Source organism: Kitasatospora sp. NPDC059408, assembly GCF_042751525.1.
Lineage (GTDB): Bacteria > Actinomycetota > Actinomycetes > Streptomycetales > Streptomycetaceae > Kitasatospora.
On sequence record NZ_JBHYWI010000001.1, the window covers coordinates 206,115 to 227,998 of the forward strand.

General features: G+C 73.3%; 18 protein-coding genes and 1 pseudogene. 6 read left to right on the plus strand and 13 right to left on the minus strand.

What is annotated here, in order from left to right; translation table 11 throughout:
- Positions 1–212: 212 nt before the first annotated feature.
- The 5 genes from ACFXDE_RS00840 (at position 213) to ACFXDE_RS00860 (ending at position 7,055) form a co-directional block, all read left to right on the plus strand.
- Entirely contained in the window at positions 213–1,100 is an 888-nt protein-coding gene (locus ACFXDE_RS00840; protein ID WP_380489444.1) for an FAD binding domain-containing protein, read from the plus strand.
- Positions 1,097–1,585, plus strand: coding sequence for a (2Fe-2S)-binding protein (locus tag ACFXDE_RS00845; RefSeq protein WP_380437851.1), 489 nt, complete (start codon positions 1,097–1,099; stop codon positions 1,583–1,585). Before ACFXDE_RS00840 ends, ACFXDE_RS00845 begins: the two co-directional genes overlap by 4 nt.
- Positions 1,582–3,948, plus strand: coding sequence for a xanthine dehydrogenase subunit D (gene pucD / locus ACFXDE_RS00850; protein ID WP_380437849.1), 2,367 nt, complete (start codon positions 1,582–1,584; stop codon positions 3,946–3,948). Before ACFXDE_RS00845 ends, pucD begins: the two co-directional genes overlap by 4 nt.
- A 317-nt stretch (positions 3,949–4,265) precedes the next feature.
- On the plus strand, positions 4,266–5,747 hold the full coding sequence (locus ACFXDE_RS00855) for an NCS2 family permease (protein WP_380437847.1): 1,482 nt from the start codon (positions 4,266–4,268) through the stop codon (positions 5,745–5,747).
- Between the two features lie 123 nt (positions 5,748–5,870).
- Positions 5,871–7,055 carry an XdhC family protein gene (locus ACFXDE_RS00860; RefSeq protein ID WP_380489449.1) on the plus strand — a complete coding sequence of 395 codons (1,185 nt, stop codon included), beginning with the start codon at positions 5,871–5,873 and terminating at the stop codon, positions 7,053–7,055.
- Between the two features lie 54 nt (positions 7,056–7,109).
- On the opposite strand, the gene ACFXDE_RS00865 is transcribed toward ACFXDE_RS00860, so the two are convergent.
- A complete protein-coding gene (locus tag ACFXDE_RS00865) occupies positions 7,110–7,403 on the minus strand; it encodes a hypothetical protein (protein WP_380437843.1) in 294 nt (97 codons plus the stop codon).
- 161 nt (positions 7,404–7,564) lie between these two features.
- On the opposite strand from ACFXDE_RS00865, the gene ACFXDE_RS00870 reads away from it, so the two are divergent.
- A complete protein-coding gene (locus tag ACFXDE_RS00870) occupies positions 7,565–7,858 on the plus strand; it encodes a hypothetical protein (RefSeq protein WP_380437841.1) in 294 nt (97 codons plus the stop codon).
- A gap of 24 nt (positions 7,859–7,882) precedes the next feature.
- Here the strand turns inward: ACFXDE_RS00870 and ACFXDE_RS00875 are convergent, their stop codons facing one another.
- The 12 genes and pseudogenes from ACFXDE_RS00875 to ACFXDE_RS00930 form a co-directional block, all read right to left on the minus strand.
- A complete protein-coding gene (locus ACFXDE_RS00875; RefSeq protein WP_380489453.1) occupies positions 7,883–8,503 on the minus strand; it encodes a LysE family translocator in 621 nt (206 codons plus the stop codon).
- Complete coding sequence (locus tag ACFXDE_RS00880) at positions 8,494–8,739, minus strand: type II toxin-antitoxin system VapB family antitoxin (protein WP_380489455.1); 246 nt, start codon at positions 8,737–8,739, stop codon at positions 8,494–8,496. The genes ACFXDE_RS00875 and ACFXDE_RS00880 overlap by 10 nt, the downstream gene beginning before the upstream one ends.
- A gap of 65 nt (positions 8,740–8,804) precedes the next feature.
- A complete protein-coding gene (locus ACFXDE_RS00885; RefSeq protein WP_380489458.1) occupies positions 8,805–10,547 on the minus strand; it encodes an SDR family oxidoreductase in 1,743 nt (580 codons plus the stop codon).
- Positions 10,544–11,482, minus strand: a complete 939-nt coding sequence (locus ACFXDE_RS00890) for a M24 family metallopeptidase (protein ID WP_380489461.1) — start codon at positions 11,480–11,482, stop codon at positions 10,544–10,546. The genes ACFXDE_RS00885 and ACFXDE_RS00890 overlap by 4 nt, the downstream gene beginning before the upstream one ends.
- Positions 11,483–11,542: 60 nt before the next feature.
- On the minus strand, positions 11,543–12,631 hold the full coding sequence (locus ACFXDE_RS00895; RefSeq protein WP_380489464.1) for a PDR/VanB family oxidoreductase: 1,089 nt from the start codon (positions 12,629–12,631) through the stop codon (positions 11,543–11,545).
- 163 nt (positions 12,632–12,794) lie between these two features.
- The gene (locus tag ACFXDE_RS00900) at positions 12,795–13,718 is read right to left on the minus strand and encodes a metal-dependent hydrolase (RefSeq protein ID WP_380489466.1); all 924 of its coding nucleotides are present in this window, start codon (positions 13,716–13,718) and stop codon (positions 12,795–12,797) included.
- Positions 13,719–13,922: 204 nt separating this feature from the next.
- Positions 13,923–14,702, minus strand: coding sequence for an IclR family transcriptional regulator (locus ACFXDE_RS00905; protein ID WP_380437830.1), 780 nt, complete (start codon positions 14,700–14,702; stop codon positions 13,923–13,925).
- Positions 14,703–14,981: 279 nt separating this feature from the next.
- Positions 14,982–16,442, minus strand: coding sequence for a catalase (locus ACFXDE_RS00910; RefSeq protein ID WP_380489468.1), 1,461 nt, complete (start codon positions 16,440–16,442; stop codon positions 14,982–14,984).
- A gap of 280 nt (positions 16,443–16,722) precedes the next feature.
- Positions 16,723–17,778: pseudogene (alc, locus tag ACFXDE_RS00915) on the minus strand (allantoicase); the annotation flags it as partial.
- A gap of 63 nt (positions 17,779–17,841) precedes the next feature.
- A complete protein-coding gene (gene allB, locus ACFXDE_RS00920) occupies positions 17,842–19,233 on the minus strand; it encodes an allantoinase AllB (RefSeq protein ID WP_380489470.1) in 1,392 nt (463 codons plus the stop codon).
- A 195-nt stretch (positions 19,234–19,428) separates the two neighbouring features.
- Positions 19,429–20,571 (minus strand): glycerate kinase, encoded by a 1,143-nt coding sequence (locus ACFXDE_RS00925; RefSeq protein ID WP_380489473.1) that lies wholly within the window; start codon positions 20,569–20,571, stop codon positions 19,429–19,431.
- A gap of 395 nt (positions 20,572–20,966) precedes the next feature.
- Positions 20,967–21,854, minus strand: a complete 888-nt coding sequence (locus ACFXDE_RS00930; RefSeq protein WP_380489476.1) for a 2-hydroxy-3-oxopropionate reductase — start codon at positions 21,852–21,854, stop codon at positions 20,967–20,969.
- Positions 21,855–21,884: the final 30 nt, after the last annotated feature.

Here is a 21,884-nt window from a genome sequence, read left to right on the forward strand (position 1 = left end):
AGGATGCCGGGCGGGACCACAGCCGGGGCTTCATGCCATCGGTGACTGCCAGTGGGCCCCGTCACAGCGGTTCACTGGCCACACGCCGCCGGACACAGCCCGGTGACCGGGATCCGACGCCGAGGCGACGACACGGTGGGCAGGTCCCGAACACCGGGTTCCGGGCACCCAGCCCACCCGTCCGGCCGGCGACGACTTGAGGAGACACCCGCATGGAGTTCCTTCGGCCCGCTACCTGGGACGAGGCACTCGCGGCGAAGGCTGAGTACCCGACCGCGCTGCCCATCTCGGGCGGTACGGACGTCATGGTCGAGATGAACTTCGACGTGCACCGGCCATCCGCGATTCTCGACCTGAACCGCATCACCGAGCTCACCGAATGGTCCAACGACGGCAACGTCGTGCGGCTCGGCGCCTCGGTCCCCTACGCCCGGATCATCGACGAGCTGTCCGGTCCGCTGCCCGGCCTCGCGCTGGCGGCCCACACCGTCGGCTCGCCGCAGATCCGCAACCGGGGCGGTGTCGGGGGCAACCTCGGCGGCGCCTCCCCGGCCGGTGACGCGCACCCCGCGCTGCTGGCGGCCGGGCGGGACGTGTTCGTCGAAGCGGCCTCCGTGCGCGGCACCCGGATGATCCCGATCGACGAGTTCTACGTCGGCGTGAAGCGCAACAGCCTGGCGGCCGACGAGCTGATCCGGGCCGTGCACATCCCGGTCGCCGACGGCCCCCAGCAGTTCTCGAAGATCGGCACCCGCAACGCGATGGTCATCGCGGTGTGCGCCTTCGGCTTCGCCCTGCACCCCAGGAACGGCACCGTCGGCACCGGCATCGGCTCGGCCGCCCCCACTCCGCGCCGCGCCGTCGAGGCCGAGGAGTACCTCCAGGGCGTCCTGGCCGAGCGCGGCCTCTGGGAGTCCGGCGGCCTGCTGGGCACCGAGGTGATCCAGCGCTTCGGCGAGCTGGTGAAGGCCGCGGCCTCCCCCATCGACGACGTCCGGGGCACCGCCGAGTACCGGCGCCACTCCCTGGCCGTGATGGCCCGCCGCACCCTCACCTGGTGTTGGAACGACTACAGCAAGCAGATCAGGAGCGCGGCATGAGGGTCACTTTCACCGCCAACGGCAAGCCGGTCGAGGCCGACGACGTGTGGGAGGGCGAGAGCCTCCTGTACGTGCTGCGCGAGCGGGTCGGCCTGCCCGGCTCCAAGAACGCCTGCGAGCAGGGCGAGTGCGGCTCCTGCACCGTCTACCTCGACGGCGTGCCGGTCTGCTCCTGCCTGGTCGCGGCCGGCCAGGTGCAGGACCGCGAGGTCCGCACGGTCGAGGGCCTGGCCGACGAGAACGGCGAGCTCGGCCTCGTCCAGCAGGCGTTCATCGACGCCGGCGCCGTCCAGTGCGGCTTCTGCACCCCCGGCCTGCTGGTGCAGACCGACGCCCTGCTGGAGCGCGACGAGCAGCCCAGCGACAACGACATCCGCGAGGCGCTGTCGGGCAACCTGTGCCGTTGCACCGGCTACGAGAAGATCATGGACGCGGTGCGGCTCGCCTCCGCCCGCAAGTGCGCCGGTAAGGGGACTGCGGAATGAGCACGCGCACGATCCAGGGGCAGAAGAACCTCCAGAACATCGACCAGGCGTCCAAGGACGGCATCGGCGGCTCGCCGCTGCGCCCGGACGGCAACCTGAAGGTCAAGGGCGAGTTCGCGTACTCGTCCGACATGTGGCACGAGGACATGCTGTGGGGTATGGCGCTGCGCTCGCCGCACCCCCGGGCCAACATCCTCGGCGTCGACATCTCCGAGGCGCTCAAGGTGCCCGGCGTGTACGCCGTCCTCACCCACCAGGACATCCCGGGCTCGAAGTTCTACGGCCTGGAGATCCAGGACCAGCCGGCCCTCGCGATCGACAAGGTCCGCTACCACGGCGAGGCGATCGCGCTGGTCGCGGCCGACCACCCGGAGACGGCCCGCCGCGCGGTGAAGAAGATCAAGGTCGAGTACGAGGTGCTCACCCCGATCGTCACCGAGGAGCAGTGCCTGGACCCGGAGACCCACGGCTACGTGCACGAGCCGCACGAGTTCAAGTCGCACGGCTACGGCAACATCTGCCACGAGCAGAAGCTGGTCTCCGGCCTCGGCGTCACCGACGAGGTCCGCGCGCTCGCGGACGTCATCGTCAGCGGCGACTACGAGGTCGGCATGCAGGACCAGGCCTTCCTCGGCCCGGAGTCCGGCCTCGCCGTGCCCGCCGAGGACGGCGGCATCGACCTGTACATCGCCACCCAGTGGCTGCACGTCGACCGCGAGCAGATGGCCCCGGTGCTGGACCTGCCCGAGGAGAAGGTCCGGCTCACCCTCGCCGGTGTCGGCGGCGCCTTCGGCGGCCGCGAGGACATCTCGATGCAGATCCACGCGTGCCTGCTGGCGCAGCACACCGGCAAGCCCGTCAAGATCGTCTACGCTCGCGACGAGTCCTTCTACGGCCACGTGCACCGCCACCCGGCGAAGATGCACTACGAGCACGGTGTCACCCGCGACGGCAAGCTCGTCTTCGCCGACTGCCGGATCGTGCTGGACGGCGGCGCCTACGCCTCCGCCTCCCCGGCCGTCGTCGGCAACGCGGCCTCGCTCGGCCACGGCCCGTACGTGATCCCGAACGTCAAGATGCACGCCATCGCGCTCTACAGCAACAACCCGTCCTGCGGGGCGATGCGCGGCTTCGGCGCGGTGCAGGCCGCGTTCGGCTACGAGACGCAGATGGACCGGATCGCCGCCGAACTGGGCATGGACCCGGTCGAGTTCCGCCAGCTCAACGCCATGGCCGAGGGCGACTTCATGCCCACCGGCCAGCAGATCGACTCGCCGGCCCCGGTGGCCGACCTGCTCCAGCGGGTCAAGGACATGCCGCTGCCCCCGCCGCTGGACACCGCCCACCTGGACGTGCGCCAGCTGCCCGGCGCGCTGTCCAACACCTCGCACGGCGAGGGCATCGTGCGCGGCGTCGGCTACTCCGTCGGCATCAAGAACGTCGGCTTCTCCGAGGGCTTCGACGACTACTCCACCGCCCGGGTGCGCCTGGAGGTGATCGGCGGCGAGCCGGTCGCCATGGTGCACACCGCGATGGCGGAGGTCGGCCAGGGCGGCGTCACCGTGCACGCCCAGATCGCCCGCACCGAGCTCGGCGTCGAGCTCGTCACCATCCACCCGGCCAACACCGAGGTGGGGTCGGCCGGTTCGACCTCCGCGTCGCGCCAGACCTACATGACCGGCGGCGCCGTCAAGCTCGCCGCCGAGGCGGTCAAGCGCGCGCTGATCGACAAGGGCCGCCGCCGCTACGGCTGGCTGCACGACGACATCACCCTCGTCGGCGGCAAGGTCGTCTCCGAGGGCGCGGGCCCGCTGGTCTCCATGGTCGACCTGCTCGGCGACGAGGCCATCGACCTCACCCGCGAGCACCACCACCGCCCGACCCAGGCGTTCGACAAGGAGACCGGACAGGGCTTCGGCCACGTCCAGTACACCTTCTGCGCCAACCGCGCGGTCGTCGACGTCGACGTCGAGCTCGGTCTGGTCAAGGTGGTCGAGCTGACCGCCGTCCAGGACGTCGGCAAGGCGCTCAACCCGCTCTCCGTGGTCGGCCAGATCCAGGGCGGCTGCACCCAGGCGCTCGGCCTCGCCGTCATGGAGGAGATCATCGTCCGGGACGGGAAGGTGCGCAACGCCTCCTTCACGGACTACCTGATCCCCACCATCCTCGACACCCCGCCGATCCCGGTCGAGATCCTCGAACTGCCCGACCCCAACGCCCCCTACGGGCTGCGCGGCGTCGGCGAGGCCCCGACCGTCTCGGCCACCCCGTCGATCGTGGCGGCCATCCGCAACGCCACCGGCCTCGCGCTCAAGCGGATCCCGGTCCGCCCCGAGCACCTGACCACCGAACAGCCCGGCTGACCCCGGCCGTTCACCGGACGTCCCCGGGGCGGCGACCGTCTTCCCCGCCGCCCCGGGGCAGCACCACCCGGCACCACCAGCACCAACCCCCACCTCGCAGTTGAGGCGACTCCCATGCACCACAAGCCGATACGCGAACGCACTGTCCCGCTGCCTCTCCCACGCCGGGGTTCTGCAGCGGTGCGCACCACCTACGCACCGCCGGCACAGCCACAGAGTGCGCCCAGTGAGTCGATTAGTCCCCCTGCGCCGGATTCGTTGCCTGGCAGTCAGGTCGGCTCGCCCACCCCAACCCCCTTTGAACCTTGGGAGTGGACATGACCCGGATCCCCACGGAACCCGGCACCACCGAAGACAGACCCGCCGAGGACGACACCCCCACGTCGGTCCCGGCAGCACGGCCGAACAGCGCGCTCGACGCGTACTTCAAGATCTCGGCCCGGGGATCGACGCTCGCCAACGAACTACGCGGTGGTCTCACCACCTTCATGGCGATGGCGTACATCATCCTGCTCAACCCGCTCATCCTGAGCGGCGCGGACGTCACCGGCGTGAAGCTCGACCACGCGGCGCTGACCACCGCGACGGCCCTCGCGGCCGCCGTCACCACGATCCTCATGGGCGTGGTCGGCAACGTGCCGCTGGCCCTCGCCGCCGGCCTCTCCGTCTCCGGCGCGGTCTCCGCCCTGGTCGTCCCGCACACCACGTGGCCGCAGGCCATGGGCCTGTGCGTGATCTACGGCCTGCTGATCGTCCTGCTGGTCGTCTCCGGCCTGCGCGAGAAGATCATGAACGGCATACCCCTGCCGCTCAAGCACGCGATCACCATCGGCATCGGCCTGTTCGTCACCATCATCGGCCTCTACAAGGCCGGCTTCGTGCACACCGGCGGCCCCACCCCGCTGTCGCTGGGCCCCTTCGGCGAGCTCTCCGGCTGGCCCGTCCTGATCTTCTGCCTCACCCTGCTGACGATCTTCGTGCTGATGGCGCGCAACGTGCGCGGCGCGATCCTGATCGGCATCGCCGGCGGCACCGTGGTCGCCATCGTCGTCAACAAGCTGGCCCACGTGCCGGCCAAGGCCTGGGCGAACTCCGTCCCGGTGTGGCCCGGCAGCCCGGTCGCCGCACCCGACTTCAGCCTCTTCGGCCACGTCGACCTCTTCGGCGCCTTCGGCGGCAAGGGCATGGGGGCGATCAGCGCCTCCGTCGCGGTCTTCACCCTCGTGCTCGCCGGCTTCTTCGACGCGATGGCCACCATCATCGGCGTCGGCACCGAAGCGGGCCTGGCCGACAAGCAGGGCCGCATGCCGGGCCTGTCCAAGGCCCTGTTCATCGACGGCGCCGGCGGCGCGGTCGGCGGCCTGGCCGGCGCCTCCGGCCAGACGGTCTTCGTCGAGTCCGCCACCGGCGTCGGCGACGGCGCCCGCACCGGACTCGCCTCCACCGTCACCGGCGGCCTGTTCGCCCTGATGCTGTTCTTCTCCCCGCTGGCCGGCATCGTCCCGGTCGAGGTCGCCTCCGCCGCGCTCGTCGTCATCGGCTCGATGATGCTCAGCCAGGCCCGGCACATCGACTGGTCCGACCGCGAGGTCGCCATCCCGGCCTTCCTCACCTGCGTCCTGATGCCGTTCACCTACAGCATCACCGCGGGCGTGGCCGCCGGTGTCATCTCGTACACGGTCATCAAGGCCGGCCAGGGCAAGTGGCGCGAGCCCGGCGTCCTGATGTGGATCCTCACCGGCGTGTTCGTCGTGTACTTCGCGCTCTCGCCGATCAAGTCCTGGCTGGGCGTGCACTAGCCGCGGCGCGCGGGCGGCCAACTGCGGCACGGTGACCGCTCGCACACCAACGCCGCCGTACGGGATCGTTTCCCGTACGGCGGCGCCCCCGCTACTGTCGAAACGTGTAAGGAGCCTCCCGACATGCAGGACATCGCCGACCAGCTGCAGGCCTGGCACGCGTCCGGGCGCTCCTTCGCCGTGGCCACCGTCGTCGGCGTCTCCGGCAGCGCGCCCCGCGACCCCGGCGCCGCCCTCGCCGTCGACGCGGACGGCGAGGCGATCGGCAGCGTCTCCGGCGGCTGCGTCGAGGGCGCCGTGTACGAGCTGTGCCAGAGCGCCATCGCGAGCGGCGAACCCGTCCTCGAACGCTTCGGCTACAGCGACGAGGACGCCTTCGCCGTCGGCCTGACCTGCGGCGGAATCCTCGACGTGTTCGTCCAGCCGGTCGTGCCCGGGGCCGACCCCGGCCTCGACGCCGGCATCGCCCACATCGCCGCCGGCACGCCCGTCGCGCTCGCCCGGATCATCGCCGGGCCCGGCGGACTCGTCGGCGCGACGCTCGCCGTCACCGCCGACGGCGCGACCGGGGCGCTGTCCCCGGCCCCCTCGACGGTCGGCGGGCTCCAGCGGGCCATCGTCGCCGAGGCCCGCGCCATGCTCGACGCCGGACGCACCGGCCGGATCGTCCTCGGCCTCGACGGCCGCCCCTGCGACGAGCACGACCAGGGCACCGTGACCTGCTTCGTCGAGTCCTACGTGCCCGCGCCGCGGATGATCGTCTTCGGCGCCATCGACTTCGCCGCCGCCGTCGTGCGGATCGGCCGCTTCCTCGGCTACCACGTCACCGTCTGCGACGCCCGGCCCGTCTTCGCCACCGCCCGGCGCTTCCCCGACGCCGACGAGGTCGTCGTCGACTGGCCCCACCGCTACCTCGACTCCCAGCTCGACCGGATCGACGGGCGCACCGTGCTCTGCGTCCTCACCCACGACGCCAAGTTCGACATCCCCCTGCTGGAGCGCGCCCTGCGGCTGCCCGTCGGCTACGTCGGCGCGATGGGCTCCCGCCGCACCCACCGCGACCGCAACGCCCGGCTGCGCGAGGTCGGCCTCACCGACGCCGAGATCGCCCGGCTGCGCTCCCCCATCGGCCTCGACCTCGGCGCCCGCACCCCCGAGGAGACCGCCGTCTCGGTCGCCGCCGAGATCATCGCCCACCGGCGCGGCGGCAGCTGCCTCCCGCTCAGCGCCGGCAGCGGGCCGATCCACCACGACGTGGCGGCGGCGGAGCCCGCTGACAGCCAGGCACCGCGCACGCACGCCGCCTGACGGGCGGGGGCGGCTCGCCGGCCGACGCCGACGGGCGCCGGCTGACGCACCGGCTCAGCGCACGACGCGGTAGGCCTCGAAGACCTGCGGCGGGTCGGCCGGGATGCCGACGTCCTGGAGGATCGGCCGCAGCACCTCGGCGAAACGGTCGAACGCCTCGCGGCTCTCCCACACGTCGGTCACGTGCCAGCCGGTCGCGGTCGGACCGGCCACGTGCGACACGATGCCCGCGACGGGCAGGTCGGACGGCAGGTTGAAGCCGGTGGTGCTGCCGGTCAGGGCCTTGATCACCCCGTCGTACTGGGCCTGGGTCACACCGGGGATGTCGAAGGTCACAACGATCGCCATAGCGGGCTCCTTCTCGGCTGGGCAGTGGCCCAACCAGTGCAGCCCGCCACGCCCGCCGCGGCCACCCACCGGCCGCCAGGCGGGTGACGTTGCGGCCCCTGGTGGCCGGCGCGAGGCTGGAGTTGCGGACTCACCCCGAGCCCGGGCAAGGAGCACCTGCCATGCGCGTCCTGCTGGACATCGAAATCGACACCGCGACCACGAACAAGCTGATCGCCGACGGCACGGTCGGCGAGAGGTTCGAACGGATCATGGCCGCCCTCAAGCCCGAAGCGGCCTACTTCTTCAACCGCAACGGCCACCGCGCCCAGATCATCGTGGTCGACGTCCCGGACGAGGCCGCCCTGCCGTCCATCTGCGAACCGTTCTGGCTGGAGTTCAACGCGACCGTGCAGACCCACATCTGCATGAATCCCGACGACCTGCGCGAGGGGCTGTCGCGCCTGGGGCGCTAGCGGCCGGCGGCCGGCCCGGTCCGCTCAGTCGGACAGCGCGAGCTTCAGCCCGAACCCCACCACCACCACGCCCGTCACCCGGTCCATCAGCCGGCGCGCCGACGGACGGCGCAGCCAGCCGCGCACCACCTGCGCGAAGCCCACCAGGACCGCCGACCACAGCCCGCCCTCCACGACGTGGACGCAGGTCAGCGCCACTCCGGCGGCGAAGTGCGGCGCCCCCGACGGGATGAACTGCGGCAGCACGGCGACGTAGAAGACCCCGACCTTCGGGTTCAGCAGGTTGGTCAGCGCACCCCGCCGCCACCCGTACCGGAACCCGCCCCGCGCCGGCGCCTCCTCCTCCGCGGCCTGCACCCCGCGGCTGCGCAGCATTCCGACGCCCATCCACACCAGGTACGCGGCCCCGCCCCAGCGCAGCACCTCGTACGCCACCTGCGAGGCGGTCAGCAGCGCCGTGACCCCGGCCGACGTGAGCGTCCCCCAGATCAGCGTCCCCGTCTGGATGCCGAGCACGACCCCCCACGCCTGCCGCCGCCCCGCCAGCGCGGACGTCCGCAGCACGAGCGCGGTGTCCAGTCCGGGCGTGAGCGTCAACAACCCCACGACGAGGGCGAAGGACCACAGGGCAGTCGTCATCTCCATGGGCCGCCATGGTACGGACGAACCACGACGGCTTGCGCGGGTACCCTGCACACATGGCAGACCAGCACGCCGCCGCCGGCGGGCCGGTCGGGGAACCGCCTGCCCTTTCGATGGTTCACCGTCTCCTCAAGCGCTGCGTTGACCGTGGCGACCGCGGTCGTGGTGCCGAGGATCTCGGCGGCCTCGGCCAGGAGTTCGCCGTCGATGACGTCCAGTGCGATGCGGGCCGTGTCCAACCTCCGGGCACGGTACGGGCCTGCGATGTGCGGTGCGCACCCGCTGTCGCAGACCCGTACCGGCCTCAGGTCACGTTCAGGCGGGCGGCCAGGCGCAGGAGGGCGGGGCTGAGGCGGCTGAGGAGGCGGGCGGCCTTGGCCTCGGGGGTGACGGGGACGACGGGCTTCTTCGTGCGGACGGCCTGGAGGATCGCGGCGGCCACCTTCTCCGGCGGGAAGCCGCGGCGGGCGTAGAGCCGGGCGGCGCGGGCCTGCTTGGCGGCCTGCTCGTCGGCGGTGGTGGCGGAGAAGGTCGAGGTGCGGGTGATGTTGGTGTTCACGATGCCGGGGCAGATCGTGGAGACCCCGATGTCGTGGGACGCGAGGTCGGCGCGCAGGCAGTCGGAGAGCATGAACACCGCGGCCTTGCTGGTCGCGTACGCGGTGAGCGCCTTGGACGGCAGGTAGGCGGCGGCCGAGGAGACGTTGACGATGTGGCCGCCCTCGCCGCGCTCGGCCATCAGGGCCGCGAAGGCGCGGCAGCCGTGGATGACACCCCACAGGTTGATGTCCAGCACGCGCCGCCACTCCTGCTCGGTGGTCTGCAGGAACGTCCCGGAGTGGCCGATGCCCGCGTTGTTGACCACGACGTCGGGCACGCCGTGCCCGGCGGCCACGGCCTTCGCGAAGGCGTCCACCGCGGCGCCGTCGGCGACGTCCACCCGGTAGGCGTGGGCCTGCGGGCCGATGAGGGAGGCCAGTTCGGCGGTGCGCTCGGCCGCGGCGAGGTCGAGGTCGCACACCACCACCCGGGCGCCGTCCTCGGCGAAGGCGAGCGCGGTGGCCCGGCCGATGCCGCTGCCGCCGCCGGTGACGACGATCAGCGGGCCGTCGCCCTTCGCCGGACGCCCGTCGCCCGCCTCCGTCTTCGCCGTGAACTCGCGGACCATATCGGCCACGTGCGCTCCCTTCTCCAGCAGCGCCGACCAGTGGCCGGCCCGCAGCGTCCGTCGGGTGAGGTTCGGGGCCCAGCGCTCCAGGCCCTCGGAGAGGTAGGTGCCGACGTAGCGGTCCCGGGTGAGGGTCACCAGCTGGACCGGCACCTCGGTCGGCCGCTCGCGCGGACTGCCCAGCGCGGGGCGGAAGTTGGCCCGGTACAGCTCGATGCCGCGCACCGCGTCCCGGCGCAGGCCCGGCTGCGGGTGGCCCGGGCGGGGGGTGACGTGCTCCAGGTCGCGCAGCACCCGCGGCCACGCGCGGGCGAGGCCGAGGCGCCACACGCCCGGGCCGAGGAACGGCAGGTGGAACGCGGTGATGTACCAGGAGTGCAGGCCCTGGTGGAGCAGCTGCCCGAGGTGGCGCGGGGTGGGGCGGCGCAGCCGGTGGCGCAGCCAGTACCCCATGTGGTCGAGGCAGGGCCCGGACATCGTCGTGTAGGACGCGATCCGGGCCTCCGCGCCGGGCGAGGTGACGGCCTCCCAGGACTGGACCGAGCCCCAGTCGTGGGCGACGACGTGCACCGGGCGCCCGGGGCTGACCGCGTCGGCGACCGCGAACAGGTCGTCGGCGAGTTGCTCCAGGCGGTAGCCGTCGCGGGTCGCGGGGGCGCCGGAAGCGCCGGCGCCGCGGACGTCGTAGCGCACCACGTGGTGGTCGCGGGCGAGGTCGTCGGCGACGTCGTCCCAGACGGCGTGGGTGTCGGGGTAGCCGTGCACGAGGAGGACGGTGGGGGCGTCCGGGTCGCCCTGCTCGTAGACGGCGAGCGGCAGGCCGCCGGAGCGGACGGTCCGGCGGGTCTTCGGGCTCTCGCTCTTCGGGCTCTCGCTCATCGGGCGGTCTCCAGGGCGGTGGGCTCGGGCGTGGGCTCGGAGGTGGGCTCGGAGGTGGGCGCGGACTGGGACGTGGACCCGGACGTCCAGCGGCGGACGTGCGGCAGGTCGTCGTCGAGCCAGTAGGCGTCGTCCTCGGTGACGACCAGCAGCTCCTCGAACTTGATGCCCACGCCCCGGAAGGCGATGTGCGGCTCCACCGCCCACAGCCCCGGGGTGGGCGCGTGCCGCGACGAGCGGCCGTCCGCCCACAACGGCGAACGGCCGTGCAGGCGCTCGGAGACCAGCTCGCGGCCGAGGGTCTGCAGGGTGCGCACGCCGAAGCCGAAGACGGTGACCCCGGCCGGGCCGCGCGCGGTCGTCCTCGTCACCTGGTGGCCGATCACCCGGCCAGGGTAGACCCGGTGGCGGTTGTCGTAGCCGTGCTCGGCGAGCTGCGCGTCCACGGCCGCGTACACCTCGGCCAGCGGGCGGCGGGCCCGCACCTCGGCCAGGATCAGCTCCCGGTAGACCCGCAGGTCGGCCGCGAGGCGGTCCCAGACCGGGTTCTCCCCGACCTTGCCGCCGTAGCCGATGTCCGCCGTGTAGCCGTCGACGATCGGCGCGCAGTCGAGGACGTACGGCATGCCCTCTTCCAGGCGGCGGTTGCCCGCGAAGAACTGCAGCGGGGTGCGGAAGTGCCGGAACGCCGTCCGGTCGCCGAACCACGCGAACGGGACGTGGAAGAAATCCTGCACCCCGGCCGCCACCAGGCGCCGGCGCAGCTCGGCGGTGGCCTGCCGCTCGGTGACGCCCGGCTCGATCCAGGCGGCGACCTCCTCGGCGCAGTCGTAGGCGAGCTGCTGCGTCTCGCGGAACCGGGCGAGGTCGCGCTCGTCGTACGGGAAGGACGGGGTCGGTTTCGCCGTCGGGGGCAGCTTCGCCGTCGGGGGCATCGGGGCTCCTTCTGCAGGTCGAGCACGCTCGTGGGGGGCGCCTGGGGGTCAGGGGTCCGGCTAGAGGTCCAGGACGAGGGTCTCGCCCTCGGCGGCCCGGGAGACGCAGGGCAGCAGGGCGCCGGCGGCCCGCTGCTCGGGGGTGAGGCGGCGGTCCCGGTGCTCGGGGCCGCCGGCCAGCACGCGGACCTCGCAAGTGCCGCAGAAACCCTGGTGGCACGAGTACGGGAGGTCCGGCCGGGCCTCGCGCAGCACGTCCAGGGCGGACCGGTCGGCCGGCACGTCGAGCGCCGGACCGTCCGCGCCGAGCCGCACCGTGAAGGGCTTGCCGCCGGCGATCGGGGCGGCCCCGAAGCGCTCGAAGTGCAGGGCCCCGGCCGGGGACGAGTCCAGCGCCCGCTGGACGGAGGCCAGCATCGGGGCCGGCCCGCAGCAGTAGACGGCCGCGCCGCGCGGGGCGTGCGCGAGCAGTTCGTCGCCCGTCGGGACGCCGCCGTGCTCGTCGTCGGTGCGCAGCACGACCCGGCGCGGGTCGAGGGCGCGCAGCTCGTCCGCGTACGGGAGGGTGTCGGCGCTGCGGCCGACGTGGACGAGCCGCCAGTCGAGGCCGTGGCGCTGCGCCTCGCGGGCCATGGGGAGGAGGGGGGTGATGCCGATGCCGCCGGCGAGGAGGAGGACGGTGGGCTCGGCGCAGAACGCGAAGCCGTTGCGGGGGCGGCGGGCGGTGAGGCGGGTGCCGCGGTGGAGGGTGTCGTGGATCTCGACGGACCCTCCGCCGCCTCCGGGGAGCCGGCGGACGGCGATCCGGTAGGTGGCGGGGTCGGCGGGGTCGCCGCTGAGGGAGTAGTGGCGCTCGCGGCCGGAGGGCAGGGCGAGTCGCAGGTGGGCGCCGGGCTGCCAGCCGGGCAGCGGGCCGCCGGAGGGGTCGGCCAGCGTCAACTCGACGACGTCGGTGGCGAGTTCGCGGCGGGCGGCGACGACCAGTTGCAGCAGCGGGGTGGGCCGGCTGAACGGGCGGCGGGGGTTGCGGCGCAGCAGCGGGCCGCCGACGGCCGGGGAGTAGCGGTCGCTGAAGGCGGTGATCCGCCGCATGAAGCCGTCGGCGCCGGGGCGGCCGTAGAGGTCGGGGGGCGGGTTGAGCAGGTCCATCCGGCGGGTCCTTGGCGTCGGGGCGGGCGGGGGCGGGCGGGGGCGGGCGGGGGCGGCTGGTGGCTCGTGGCGGGCAACCGCCGACGGCTGACGGCTGACAACTTTCAGATTTCAGATAACAGATGACGTTTTCTGTTATCTGAAATCTGTTATCTGTCAGCCGTCACCCCCTCCCCGCCACCGCCGCGGCGCGGGCGGCCGGGGAGGTCGCGAGGTAGCCGAGGGCCTGACTGGAGGAGCCCTCCTGGGTCGGGTGGTAGCCGGCCTTGAGGTAGCGCAGGCCCGAGCGGATCGAATTGACCGGGTCGGGCAGCAGCCCGCGCTTGGCGATCCGGCCGGCCTCGCGCCAGGTGGGCTTGATCCGCCCGTCCAGGGTGGGGTCGGCGGCGAGCATGAACCGGGCGCCGCGCACCCACAGGTGCACCAGCAGCGGCCCGGAGACGGCCATCCCGCGGATCCGGCGCAGGTAGCCCGGGTCGAGGTGGACCATCAGGTCGTAGGCCACGCTGCGGTGTTCGACCTCCTCGGCGCCGTGCCAGCGCAGCAGGTCGAGCATCGTCGGGTCGGCCTTGGCGCGGTCCAGGCCGGGCGAGTTGAGCACCCAGTTGCCGAGGAAGGCGGTGAAGTGCTCGATGGCCGCGATGAACGCGACCCGCTCGATGATGTTCTCGCGCCGCCGGGCGGGCGACAGGCCGGGCTTGTCGCCGAGCACGCGCCGGAACAGCCAGGCGACCTGCCGCACGTACGGACGCGGGTCGAGCCCCTGCCCGAGGAGGTGGTCGAGGACCTCCTGGTGGGCCTCCGCGTGGATGGCCTCCTGGCCGATGAACCCGAGCACCTCCTCCCGCAGTTGCTCGTCCCGGATCAGTGGCAGCGCCTCCTTGAACACCTTGACGAACCAGCGCTCCCCCTCGGGCAGCAGCAGGTGCAGCACGTTGATGACGTGGGTGGCCATCGGCTCGTCGGGGATCCAGTGCAGCGGGAGGGCGGCCCAGTCGAAGCGGACGTCCCGGGGCTCCAGGACGAGGCTCTCGTGCACGCGGGCCGCAGGGGCGGCGAGGGCGGGAACGGGGGTGGATCGGGGCATGGCGGGCCCTCCTGACCTGGGGCGGCGGCTCGGGGCGGCGGCTCGACTCAGGGAAACGTACTCGCGGGTAGCGACGGGGACAAGGGTTTCGGCGGCTCTTATCGACATCGAGTCTAATAAGTGATGTGCGCCGGAGAACGCCCCGGGAAACGCGCGGAGCCCCACCGGTTCTCCGGTGGGGCTCCGTCGAACGGACGGCGGTGCTCAGACCGCCATCGCCAGCATCACCGGCGCCGCCCGGGCCGCGAGCAGTTCGGCCGCCGCCCTGAGCCGGTGCACGTTGTCCACCGGCATCGACATCGCCAGGCAGCCGACCGTGCTGCCCGCCGTCACCGGGACGGCCGCGCACACCGTGCCGAGCGCGTACTCCTGGATGTCCAGCACCGGGACGGTGGCCGGCTGCCGCTCCAGACGGTGCATCAGCTGGTCGGCGTCGGTGACGGTGCGGGAGGTGAGCCGGGCGACCGGGTGGCGGGAGAGGTGGTCGCGCCGGCCGTCCGAGTCGAGCTGGCTGAGCAGGCACTTGCCGATCGCGCTCGCGTGCGCGGTGGCCCGGAAGTCCACCCACTCGTGCACCGGCGGGGCGTACTCGGACGAGGAGACCGCCTCGACCGTCAGCTCCCCGTCGTGGTAGCGGCCGAAGTACACGGCGGCGCCCAGCTCGTCGCGGATCTCGGCGAGCTTGCGGTTGAGCCGGGCGCGGACGAGCTGCTCCCGGTTGTGCTGGCCGAGCAGCGCGAAGGTGCCGCCGAGCACCCAGCCGCCGTCCTGGCACTGGAGGTAGCCCTCGATCTCCAGGATCTCCGCGAGCCGGCGCACGGTGGGCAGCCCGAGCGAGGTCTCCCGGGCGAGGGCGACCAGGGTGGCGCCGTCGGAGTGCCGGTCGACGGCTTCCAGCAGTCTGAGGGCGTGCTGCAGGGAGGTGAACGGACCGGGCAGTCCCTGGTCCAGCGCGGCGTGACGACCCGGGGCTGGTGTCGACATGTCGTCCCCTTCCGATGTCCCCCACGGAGCGACCGCGGGCGTCCTCCAGCCTATCGACCCGAGGGCTCCGGCAACTGCTCTCCGTGAATATTCCGTGCAGCTCCGTATTCACGGATTTGCCGGGCGGCGCACGGAGGCACGCGGGGGCGGAAAACGCCGCGACGGGCCCTCCCCCACTGCCCAGGGGGGAAGGCCCGTCGTGCGGCCGCCGGGGTGCGGGCCCCGGCGGCCGGTGAGGGTGGAGGAGGAGCGGAGGGGGCGGAGTGGGCGGAGCCCGCGTCAGCCCTCGTCGCCCGCGCGGAGCTTGGCGACGGCCGCCTCCAGGCGGGCGCCGTACTCCTCGTCGGCGGCGTGGAAGTGGGCCAGGTTCTTCTCGACGATGTCGTCGCGCGTCACCTGGGCCAGGAAGCCCGCGATGTTGTCGATCAGGCGGGTCTTCTCGCCGGCCGACATGAGGCGGTAGAGCTCGCCGGCCTGGAAGAAGTCGTCGTCCTTGGTGTGGGCCGGCGTGGTGTAGGTGCCGGTGTGGCCGTCCAGCTTGACCGGCGCGGCGAGCGCGTTGTCGGTCTGGGCCGGGCCGTCGTACGAGTTGGGCTCGTAGTTCTTGGCGCGGCCGGCGCTGTTGGCGGCCATGAAGCCGTCGCGGCCGTAGTTGTTGGCCTCGGTGGCGCGCGGCGCGTTGACCGGCAGCAGGGTGTGGTTGACGCCGAGGCGGTAGCGCTGGGCGTCGGCGTAGGCGAACAGGCGGCCCTGGAGCATCTTGTCCGGGGACGGACCGATGCCGGGCACGAAGTTGTTCGGCGAGAACGCGGACTGCTCGACGTCGGCGAAGACGTTCTCCGGGTTCCGGTTGAGCACCAGGCGGCCGACCTTGACCAGCGGGTAGTCGGCGTGCGGCCACACCTTGGTGAGGTCGAAGGGGTTGAAGCGGTAGTCCGCGGCCTCGGCGACCGGCATCAGCTGGACGTAGAGGGTCCAGGACGGGAACACGCCGCGCTCGATGGCCTGGTGGAGGTCGCGCTGGTGGGAGTCGGCGTCGGCGCCGAGCACCTCGGCGGACTGGTCGCCGTCCAGGGAGCGGATGCCCTGGTTGGTCTTGAAGTGGTACTTCACCCAGTACGCGTCGCCGTTGGCGTTGACCCACTGGTAGGTGTGGGAGCCGTAGCCGTTCATGTGGCGGTAGGAGGCCGGGATGCCGCGGTCGCCGAACAGCCAGGTGATCTGGTGGGTGGAGGCCGGCGAGTGGGCCCAGAAGTCCCAGACGTTGTCGGCCTCCTGCACGCCCGTGTACGGGTCGCGCTTCTGCGAGTGGATGAAGTCGGGGAACTTCACCGGGTCCTTGATGAAGAAGACCGGGGTGTTGTTGCCGACGAGGTCGTAGTTGCCCTCGCCCGTGTAGAACTTCAGCGCGAAGCCGCGCGGGTCGCGCACCGCGTCGCTGGAGCCGAGGGCGCCGGCCACGGTGGAGAAGCGCAGGAAGACCTCGGTGCGCTTGCCGACCTCGGAGAGGAAGTCCGCCCGGGTGTACTGCGAGACCTCGTCGGTGACCTCGAAGTAGCCGTAGGCGCCGGAGCCGCGGGCGTGCACCACGCGCTCCGGGATGCGCTCGCGGTTGAAGCGGGCGAGCTTCTCCAGCAGCTGCTGGTCCTGGATCAGCAGCGGGCCGTACTCGCCGGCCGAGGCCGAGTTCTGGTTGTCGGCGACCGGGGCGCCGGACTCCGTGGTCAGGATCTTGGACATGGAGGGGTCCTTCAGGTGTCGGAACAGGCGGTGCGTGACGAGGGGAGGAGGTGGACCGGGCGGGGGCTCAGACGCCGAGCAGGCGCCAGAGCGCCGAGCGGCGCCGCGAGGAGTGCTCGCCGTCGGGACCGTCGGACGGCTGGAGCGCGGCGACGGCCGCGGTGGCCGCGGCCGGGTCGGCCAGCGGGCGGGCGGCGGTCAGCGCGGCGGCCTCGTCGGCGCTCAGGCCTGCCTCGGCGAGCGCGGCGGCGGCCTCGGCGGCCGGGACGGCGTTGAACCAGCGCAGCGCGAGGGCCGCGCGGCCCGCCTCGGTGAGCCGGCCGGTGAGGCGCAGGCGGGCGAGGCCGCCGTCCGGGTAGACGTTGATGCGCACGTGGGTCACCGGTCGGCCGACGTCGAGCCGGAAGCGGTGGCGGGTGTCGGGCTGCAGGCGGGTGCGGGGCAGGATCTCGAACCACTCGCCGTCCGCGCCCTCGGAGGGGTTCCCGCCCGTGGAGGCGTCGAAGCCGACGAGGTCGGCCCAGCCGGGGGCATTGGCGACGAAGTGGGTGGTGTCCACCTCGGCGGCCAGGACCTCACCGCCCCCGGCCAGGGCGATCTGCACCCAGTCGTTGGCCTTGTCGCGCCGACGCCGGGTCTCCCAGCCCTCGCCCATGACGGAGGCGCGACCGGGAGCGTTCAGGTTGTGCGGGGAGGAGAAGTAGCGGTCGGACGCCGCCTCGGCCACGCCGCCGTACTCCTGGGCGGCGAGGTCGAAGGTCAGGCCGTCGAGCTCGCGCGGGTCGGGCAGCACCTCGCCGTGCACGCGCAGGCGGGCGACGCCGCCGTCCGGGAAGATGCTCAGCCGCACGTGGGTGTAGCGGGTGTCGTCCTCGACGGCGAACTCGTGGACGGTGTCGCCCTTGAGCGCGGTGCGCGGCACCAGCGTCGTCCACTCGGCGGCGGCGACCTCCTCGGGCGAGGGCCTGCCCGGTACGGACGCGGCCTCGACGCGGGCGCTCTCCGGGTAGTTGCCGGTGAAGTGGGCGGTGTCGACGATCACGCCGCGGATCACGCCGCCGGAGCCCAGCCGGACGATCGTCCAGTCGTGGTCCTGGTCGGTGGGGTGCGGCTGGTCGGCCGAGACGCCGCGGCGGCGCTTGGACTCCCAGCCGTCCATGATCTGGCCCTTGTGGCCGAAGGTGTGCGGGCGGAACTCGGCGGGCTTGGCGACCAGCAGGTTCTCGGCGTCGGCGAAGGTGTCCTCGTTGGTGGCGACGACGCCCGCGCCCAGCAGCCGGGAGGCCAGGTTGACCAGCTCTGTGAAGGGAGCGCTCGGGGTGTCGGCGGTGGTCACGTCGTCTCCTCGGTTCGAGTCGGTGCGAGTCGGTGCGGGTGGGTGCGGGCCGGGCGGCGCGGGTCAGTTCGACCCGGGCGGGGCGGCCGCGGGGGCGGGGGCGGCCGGGCGGGCCAGCTGCCGGCCGAACGGCTCGGCGGCGGTGTCCACGACCCGGCCGCGCAGCCAGGTGGTGCGCACGGCGCCGGCCAGGGTCAGCCCGGCGTACGGGGTCACGGGGTTGCGGTGGTGCAACTCGTTGGCGTGGACGGCGAATTCGCCGTCCGGGTCGAAGGCGACCAGGTCCGCGTCGCGGCCCACCTCGATGGCGCCCTTGGTGGCGCTCAGGCCGGCCAGCTCGGCCGGTCCGGAGGCCATCCAGCGCACGACGTCGCCGAGGGTGTGGCCGCGGCGGCGGGCCTCGGTCCAGACGGCCGGCAGGCCGAGCTGGAGGGAGGCGATGCCGCCCCAGGCCGCGGCGAAGTCGCCGCTGCCGCCGTGCGCGGGCAGCAGCTTGAGGTCGGGGGTGGACGGCGAGTGGTCGGAGACGACGGCGATGAACTCGCCCGCCGCCAGGGCCGCCCACAGCGCGTCGCGGTTGGACTCGTCGCGGATCGGCGGGCAGCACTTGAACGCGGTGTCGCCGTCCGGCACCTGCTCGGCCGCGAGGGTCAGGTAGTGCGGGCAGGTCTCCGCGGTCACCCGCACGCCGTCCTCGCGGGCCTGGCGCAGCAGCGGCAGGACGGCGGCGGAGGACACGTGCAGGATGTGGACGCGGGCGCCGGTGCGCCGGGCGGTGTCGAGCAGCCGGGCGACGGCCGCGGTCTCCGCGTCGGCGGGGCGGGAGGCGAGGAAGTCCCGGTAGTGGACGCCGGGTTGCTGCGGGGCGGCGGCGAGGACGGCGGGGTCCTCGGCGTGGATGATCGCGAGGGCGCCGATCCGGGCCTGCTCGGCCAGGGCGGTCTCCAGGTCGGCCGCCTCGACGTGCGGGAACTCGTCGACGCCGGAGGGGGCGAGGAAGCTCTTGAAGCCGAACACGCCCTCGCGGTGCAGGGGTTCGAGGTCGGCGGCGTTGCCGGGGATGGCGCCGCCCCAGAAGCCGAGGTCGACCCAGGTCTGGCCCTCGGCGGCCTTCCGCTTGACGGCCAGTCCGTCCACGGTGGTGGTGGGCGGGACGGAGTTGAGCGGCATGTCGATGATCGTGGTGACGCCGCCGGCCGCGGCGGCCCGGGTGGCGGTGGCGAAGCCCTCCCACTCGGTGCGGCCGGGCTCGTTGACGTGCACGTGGGTGTCGACCAGGCCGGGGAGCAGCGCGGTGTCGCCGAGGTCGACGAGCCGGCGGTCACCGGCGAGCAGCGAGCCGTGCGCGGCGATCTGCGCGATCTTCCCGTCCCGGATCAGCACGTCCGCGGGGCGCTCGCCGTCGGGCAGGACCACCCGCCGGGAGCGGATCACCGTGGGCTGGCTGACAGGCATGGGGGACCTCCGAAACCTGGGAGTTGGGGGTGCGGGGACGCCGGACCGGCCGGGGTGGGCGGTCGTCCGGGGCGCTCGGAGAAGGAGGGAACCGAAGGATTGCCGGGAGCCTAGGCCCGCCTTCAACAAAACGTCAATGGAGGAACGTACGAGTGTTCGCGCGCCCTGGCCGCCACGCGTACGCGGGTGCACGGCTCAGCCGCTCAGCAGTGCCCCGGCCAGCCGCTCCCCCGCGGTCTCGGCCAGTTCGGCGGCCTTGGTCATGCTGTCGCCGGGCTGCTCGGCCAGGTCGGTGAGGGCGATCGCGGTGGTGAAGCCGGCCGAGCGCCACTCGCTCTCCGACAGTTCCAGCCGCCCCGCCACAGCGGCCACCCGAACCCCCGCCCGAGTGGCCGCCGCGGCGACGCCGGCGGGGGCCTTGCCGTGGAGCGTCTGCGCGTCCAGGCAGCCCTCGCCGGTGACGACGAGGCGTGCCCCACGCACGGCCTCGTCGAAACCCAGCAGTTCGAGCAGCAGCTCGATACCGGGTCGCATGGTGGCGCCGAGCAGGGCGAGGGCGGCGAAGCCCACCCCGCCCGCGGCCCCGGCGCCGGGGGCCTCGCGCACGTCCCGCCCGGCGGCCTCGGCGACCTTGTCCGCGAAGCGGGTCAGGCCTTCCTCCAGGACCACCAGGTCGTCGCCGTCCGCGCCCTTCTGCGGGCCGTAGACGGCGGTGGCGCCGCGCGGGCCGAGCAGCGGGTTGTCGACGTCGCAGGCCACGACGACCTCGACGCCGGCCAGCACGTCGGCCAGCGGGCCGAGGTCGATCGTCGCGAGCCTGCGCAGCGCGGCGCCGCCGGGCGCGAGTTCGTTGCCGTCCGCGTCGCGCAGGCTGACGCCGAGCGCCTGGACCATGCCCGCGCCGCCGTCCGTGCAGGCGCTGCCGCCGAGGCCGAGCACGATCCGCTTGGCGCCGAGCGCGACCGCCCGGCCGATCAGCTGGCCGACGCCGAAGGAGCCGGCCGCGAGCGGGGCGGTGCGCCCGCCGGGGAGCCGGGCCAGGCCGGAGGCCTGCGCCAGTTCGACCACGGCGGTGTCGCCCCGCACCGCGAGCGCGGCGTCCACCGGCAGGCCGGTGGGGCCGGCCACCTTGGCCGGGACGCGGGTGAAGCCGGCCGCGAGCGCGGCGGCCAGGGTGCCCTCGCCGCCGTCGGCGACGGGCAGTTCGCGCACCTCGGTGCCGGGCGCGGCGCGGCGGATGCCGGCGGCGATCCGGGCGGCGACCTCGGCGCCCTCCAGGGTGCCCTTGAACTTGTCGGGAGCTACGACCACATGGCCCTGGTGGGGGGTGGCGGGCATGGCGCGGTCCTCACTTCCGTACGGGTGCGGCTGGTTCTTCAAGCTTGGGCCCGGGCGGCCCGGGAGTGCCATCCCCTGCCCGGACGATGCCGGTCAGGGCCGGCACTGAGCTGGGCGGCCCCGGAGGGCGGCCCCCTCCCGCCGTTCCCCTCGTCCCGCTTCCGACGTACGAGGGGCTCCCCTCGGCAGGGAGGGGGCCGGGCGACGCGTCACTGGCACGACCGAAGTGCCCCCGACAGGGAGGACGCGTCACCGGCTGGTTCGACCGGCAGGCGGGCGGATGAGCCCCGGCCCGGCTGCCGGTCGGGCCTGGCCTCCTGGTGGCGCGGGCACGACCGGATAGGTACACGCCACCAGGAGGAGTCTGTGCGGGCTCCCCGGGGGAGCCCGGCGGGTTACTTGACCTCGCGGCCCGAGAGCCGCTCGACGCCGCGCAGCAGCGCCGAGTGGTCGAGCGAGCCGTCGCCGTTGGCGCGGGCGGAGGCGACCAGCTGGGCCACCACGGCGCCGACCGGCAGTGCGGCACCGACGGCGCGGGCGGCGTCGGTGACGATGCCCATGTCCTTGTGGTGCAGGTCGATCCGGAAGCCCGGGGCGAACTCGCGGTTGAGCATGTTCGCCTTCTTGCGGTTGAGCACGGTCGAGCCGGCCAGGCCGCCGCCGAGCACGTCCAGCGCGGCGGCGAGGTCGACGCCCGCGTTCTCCAGGAAGACCACGGCCTCGGCCAGGACCTGGATGTTGACGGCCACGATCAGCTGGTTGGCGGCCTTGACAGTCTGGCCGGCGCCGGCCGGGCCGACGTGGACCACCGTGGTGCCGAGGGCGTCGAACAGCGGCTTCGCCTCGGCGAAGTCCGCGGCCTCGCCGCCGACCATGATGGACAGGACGGCCTCGACGGCACCGGCCTCGCCGCCGGACACCGGGGCGTCCAGGGCGCGCACGCCGTTCTCCACGGCGGCCTTGCCGACCTTGATGGAGGTCTGCGGGGTGATCGAGGACATGTCGATCACGAGGGTGCCGGCCTTCACGTTCTCCAGCACGCCGCCCTCGCCGAGGATGACCGCCTCGACGTGCGGGTCGGCCGGGACCATGGTGATGACGACCTCGGCGTCCTTGACGGCCTCGGCGATGCTGGCGGCACCCCGGCCGCCGGCCGCGACGACGGCGTCGATCGAGTCCTGGGAGAGGTCGAAACCGGTGACGTCGTGCCCGGCCTTGACCAGGTTGATGGCCATGGGCTTGCCCATGATGCCGAGGCCGACGAAGGCGATCTTGCGGCTCATCGCGTCGTTCCTTTGTACGTAGGTGGGGAG

What these genes read in the sequence shown, in the direction of transcription:
- ACFXDE_RS00870 (WP_380437841.1), top strand. Translation starts at nt 7,565, where the DNA reads ATGCGCGTCCTGCTGGACATCGAAATCGACACCGCGACCACGAACAAG.
- pucD (WP_380437849.1), top strand. Translation starts at nt 1,582, where the DNA reads ATGAGCACGCGCACGATCCAGGGGCAGAAGAACCTCCAGAACATCGAC.
- ACFXDE_RS00860 (WP_380489449.1), top strand. Translation starts at nt 5,871, where the DNA reads ATGCAGGACATCGCCGACCAGCTGCAGGCCTGGCACGCGTCCGGGCGC.
- ACFXDE_RS00885 (WP_380489458.1), bottom strand. Translation starts at nt 10,547, where the DNA reads ATGAGCGAGAGCCCGAAGAGCGAGAGCCCGAAGACCCGCCGGACCGTC.
- ACFXDE_RS00900 (WP_380489466.1), bottom strand. Translation starts at nt 13,718, where the DNA reads ATGCCCCGATCCACCCCCGTTCCCGCCCTCGCCGCCCCTGCGGCCCGC.
- ACFXDE_RS00840 (WP_380489444.1), top strand. Translation starts at nt 213, where the DNA reads ATGGAGTTCCTTCGGCCCGCTACCTGGGACGAGGCACTCGCGGCGAAG.
- ACFXDE_RS00925 (WP_380489473.1), bottom strand. Translation starts at nt 20,571, where the DNA reads ATGCCCGCCACCCCCCACCAGGGCCATGTGGTCGTAGCTCCCGACAAG.
- ACFXDE_RS00855 (WP_380437847.1), top strand. Translation starts at nt 4,266, where the DNA reads ATGACCCGGATCCCCACGGAACCCGGCACCACCGAAGACAGACCCGCC.
- ACFXDE_RS00930 (WP_380489476.1), bottom strand. Translation starts at nt 21,854, where the DNA reads ATGAGCCGCAAGATCGCCTTCGTCGGCCTCGGCATCATGGGCAAGCCC.
- allB (WP_380489470.1), bottom strand. Translation starts at nt 19,233, where the DNA reads ATGCCTGTCAGCCAGCCCACGGTGATCCGCTCCCGGCGGGTGGTCCTG.
- ACFXDE_RS00845 (WP_380437851.1), top strand. Translation starts at nt 1,097, where the DNA reads ATGAGGGTCACTTTCACCGCCAACGGCAAGCCGGTCGAGGCCGACGAC.
- ACFXDE_RS00910 (WP_380489468.1), bottom strand. Translation starts at nt 16,442, where the DNA reads ATGTCCAAGATCCTGACCACGGAGTCCGGCGCCCCGGTCGCCGACAAC.
- ACFXDE_RS00865 (WP_380437843.1), bottom strand. Translation starts at nt 7,403, where the DNA reads ATGGCGATCGTTGTGACCTTCGACATCCCCGGTGTGACCCAGGCCCAG.
- ACFXDE_RS00890 (WP_380489461.1), bottom strand. Translation starts at nt 11,482, where the DNA reads ATGCCCCCGACGGCGAAGCTGCCCCCGACGGCGAAACCGACCCCGTCC.
- ACFXDE_RS00905 (WP_380437830.1), bottom strand. Translation starts at nt 14,702, where the DNA reads ATGTCGACACCAGCCCCGGGTCGTCACGCCGCGCTGGACCAGGGACTG.
- ACFXDE_RS00875 (WP_380489453.1), bottom strand. Translation starts at nt 8,503, where the DNA reads ATGGAGATGACGACTGCCCTGTGGTCCTTCGCCCTCGTCGTGGGGTTG.
- ACFXDE_RS00895 (WP_380489464.1), bottom strand. Translation starts at nt 12,631, where the DNA reads ATGGACCTGCTCAACCCGCCCCCCGACCTCTACGGCCGCCCCGGCGCC.